Source organism: Dietzia natronolimnaea, from assembly GCF_002289575.1.
Taxonomy (GTDB): domain Bacteria; phylum Actinomycetota; class Actinomycetes; order Mycobacteriales; family Mycobacteriaceae; genus Dietzia; species Dietzia natronolimnaea_A.
Genome location: NZ_NTGA01000069.1, coordinates 1 through 3,126 on the forward strand (window position 1 = coordinate 1; position 3,126 = coordinate 3,126).

Sequence of the window (3,126 nt, forward strand, 5' to 3'; positions counted from 1 at the left end):
CACCGCGACCAGGGCAGCCATGGGGATCAGGCCGACGATGTCGCCCAACGCTACGACGAGGATGAGTAGGAAGATCCCAGCCAGCAGGGTGGACAGGCGGGTGCGGGCGCCGGACTGCTTGACGTTGATCATGGTCTGGCCGATCATCGCGCAGCCGCCCATGCCGCCGAAGAAGGCGGTGACGATGTTGGCCACGCCCTGGCCCCATCCCTCACGGGTCTTGTCGGAGCGGACCTCGGTGATGTCATCGACGAGTTTGGCGGTCATCATCGACTCCATGAGCCCGACCAGCGCCATCGCCAGGGCATAGGGGGCGATGATTTGCAGCGTCTCCAACGTCCACGGCACGTCGGGGATGAATAGCGACGGCAGCGAGGAGGGCAGCTCGCCCTGATCGCTGACGTTGGGCATGGTCCAGCCGAAGAGCACGACCACGGCGGTGATCGCCACGATCGCCACCAGCGGGGCCGGCACCGCGGCCGAAAGTTTGGGGAAGAACACCATGATGAGCACGCCAGCGGCGACCATCGGGTACACCAACCACGGCACACCCAGCAGGTGCGGGATCTGCGCGGTGAAGATCAGGATGGCCAGGGCGTTGACGAACCCGACCATCACCGACCGGGGGATGAAGCGCATGAGCTTGCCCACCCCGATCACGCTCAACACGACCTGGAAGATGCCGGCCAGCAGCACGGTGGCGATGAAGTAGTCCAACCCGTACTCGCGCGCCACGGGGGCGATGACCAGGGCGATTGCGCCGGTCGCTGCGGAGATCATCGCGGGCCGTCCGCCGGTGAAGGCGATCGTCACGGCCATGGTGAAGGAGGCGAACAGCCCGACCCTCGGGTCCACTCCGGCGAGGATCGAGAACGAGATCGCCTCGGGGATGAGCGCGAGCGCGACGACCAGACCGGCCAAGACCTCGGTGCGCAGTCGGCGGGGGGAAGAGAAGGCGTACTTGAACGACGCGAGGACGCCGACGGGTGCGAGATCGTCATCCGAGCTGGCCGGGGGCGGGGACGAGGCCCCGGATGCGTGGGTGGGAGCTGTCACGGGGGTTTTCCTAACCGTGGAGGGAACATGACACACTCTCCCGTAACGGGAGGTTTGAAACCTACCGTAACGTCAGGTTTGGGTAGCGTTGAATTTGGGACCGACACCGTGACCTATTTCACGAGGAGTGTGATGCGGGAAGAGTCCGCACGAATGGTCGGTGAGGTCGCTGACTTCACCGGCCTGTCGATCCGCACGCTGCGCCACTACGACGACATCGGCCTAGTGGTGCCCTCCGGCCACACCGCCGGCGGATTCCGGCTCTACACCGACGCCGACATCGACCGACTGCTCCTCGTCCGGCGAATGAAACCTTTGGGCTTCTCGCTGGAACGCATGAAGCAGTTCCTCGAAGCCACCGACATCCTTACGGCGGCCCAACGCTCAGAATCGCCGGGGCTCGATGACTGGCACGCCGCCAGAATGACCGTCGAAGAGATCCGCGCCGAAGCTGAAGCGCGCTACCTCGAACTGCAGACCCAACTCGAGTACAGCGCCGAGTTCTTGCAACTATTCCGCCAGAGGTTTGACTAAGCAGGCTGATCCATAAACGACCGTTTTTGCTACAAGTGAACTCGAGCTCGCCGGATTTGGATACGCCGAGGTGGGCGGAAGCCAATTTTGTAGCGGAACCCAGTCTCAAAATCTATGTTTCTGATCTGCCCAGCAGCGACGAGTATTGCTACATTTGTCGGTATGGGCCACGCTTTCGGGTACGCACGGGTGTCGACTGGCGATCAAGACGCCCGACTGCAGCACGATGCCCTCGCCGCTGCCGGCTGCTACAAGGTCTTCACCGACACCGCCTCCGGGACATTGGCCTCCCGCCCAGAGTTGGGAAAGCTCCTCGATCAACTGCGCCCGGGCGACACCCTCGTGGTCTGGCGACTGGACCGGCTGGGCCGATCGATTCGGCATCTGATCGATCAGCTGACCGAGTTGCAGGAACGCGGCATCGAGTTTCGCTCCCTGCAGGAAAACATCGACACCGGGTCCTCGGGCGGGCGGCTGGTGTTTCACATCTTCGCCTCGCTGGCGGAGTTCGAACGAGACCTCATCTCCGAACGCACCCACGCCGGCCTTGAAGCCGCCCGAGCCCGTGGCCGTAGAGGTGGGCGTCCGCCGTTGTTGTCCGGGGACAAACTGCGCACCGCCCGCAAGCTCTACGAGCAACAAGACATGACCGTCGCCCAAATCGGCGAGGTCCTGGGGGTCAGCCGCACCACCGTCTACCGAGCGCTGCAACGCGGGGCCGATAAGCCCCCGGCTCCGCGCCGACAGAAGTCGACGACGGCGTAGCAATGAGCGGGGGCAGTGAACCTCAAGGTTCGATCGGCGCCCCCACTGGTGCGAAGACTGCCGCGGCCCGATGGCAGGTCCTACGCCAACACGTGGAGAGCGGGGTCCCGCTGACCCAGTTGGCCGCAGCCGAAAAGGTCGGGGAACGCACTTTGCAACGCTGGCTCGCCGCGTATAGAAAGGGCGGGATCGCCGCGCTGGCTCCGGCAACGCCACCCAAGCGTGGGCGGCGCACCCACCCAGACCTTGTGGCCTACATCGAAGGCCTGGCGCTGAGTACGCCTCGGCCGTCCACCGCGGCGATCTTCCGCAAGGCCGCCACGACCGCCACCCGCCGCGGATGGCCGATGGTCTCCGCGAGCACCGTGCGGTCCATCGTGACCGGTCTGGATCCCGGCATGGTGACCTTGGCTCACCAGGGCGCAGCGGCCTACCGGGACACCTACGAGTTGGTGTGGCGCCATCGAGCCGAGCGGGCCAATGCCACCTGGCAGGCCGACCACACCGAACTCGACATCCTCATCCTCGACGCCAACGGGCGGCCCGCCCGGCCGTGGTTGACCGTCATCCTCGACGACTACTCCCGGGCGGTGTGCGGCTACATGGTCTTCCTCGGTGCACCCTCGGCGATGAACACCGCGCTGGCGTTGCGGCACGCGATCTGGCCGAAGAACGATCCGAACTGGCCGATGTGCGGCCTGCCCGATGTGCTCTACGTCGATCACGGGACCGACTTCACCAGTCACCATCTCGCCCAGACCGCCAATGACC

At 65.1% G+C, this 3,126-nt stretch carries 4 protein-coding genes; 3 read left to right on the forward strand and 1 reads right to left on the reverse strand.

Annotated elements, in window-relative coordinates; translation table 11 throughout:
- Nucleotides 1-1,056: SulP family inorganic anion transporter (locus CEY15_RS17550; protein ID WP_095719483.1), on the reverse strand; the 1,056-nt coding region annotated here is incomplete at its 3' end.
- A gap of 132 nt (nt 1,057-1,188) precedes the next feature.
- On the opposite strand from CEY15_RS17550, the gene CEY15_RS17555 reads away from it, so the two are divergent.
- The 3 genes from CEY15_RS17555 to CEY15_RS17570 form a co-directional block, all read left to right on the forward strand.
- Nucleotides 1,189-1,590 (forward strand): MerR family transcriptional regulator, encoded by a 402-nt coding sequence (locus tag CEY15_RS17555; protein ID WP_006898346.1) that lies wholly within the window; start codon nt 1,189-1,191, stop codon nt 1,588-1,590.
- A gap of 162 nt (nt 1,591-1,752) precedes the next feature.
- Nucleotides 1,753-2,355: a recombinase family protein gene (locus CEY15_RS17560; protein ID WP_063972675.1), complete on the forward strand. Its 603-nt coding sequence runs from the start codon at nt 1,753-1,755 to the stop codon at nt 2,353-2,355.
- Between the two features lie 92 nt (nt 2,356-2,447).
- Nucleotides 2,448-3,126, forward strand: a 679-nt coding sequence (locus CEY15_RS17570; RefSeq protein ID WP_176475188.1) for a helix-turn-helix domain-containing protein, incomplete at its 3' end; no start/stop codon positions are given.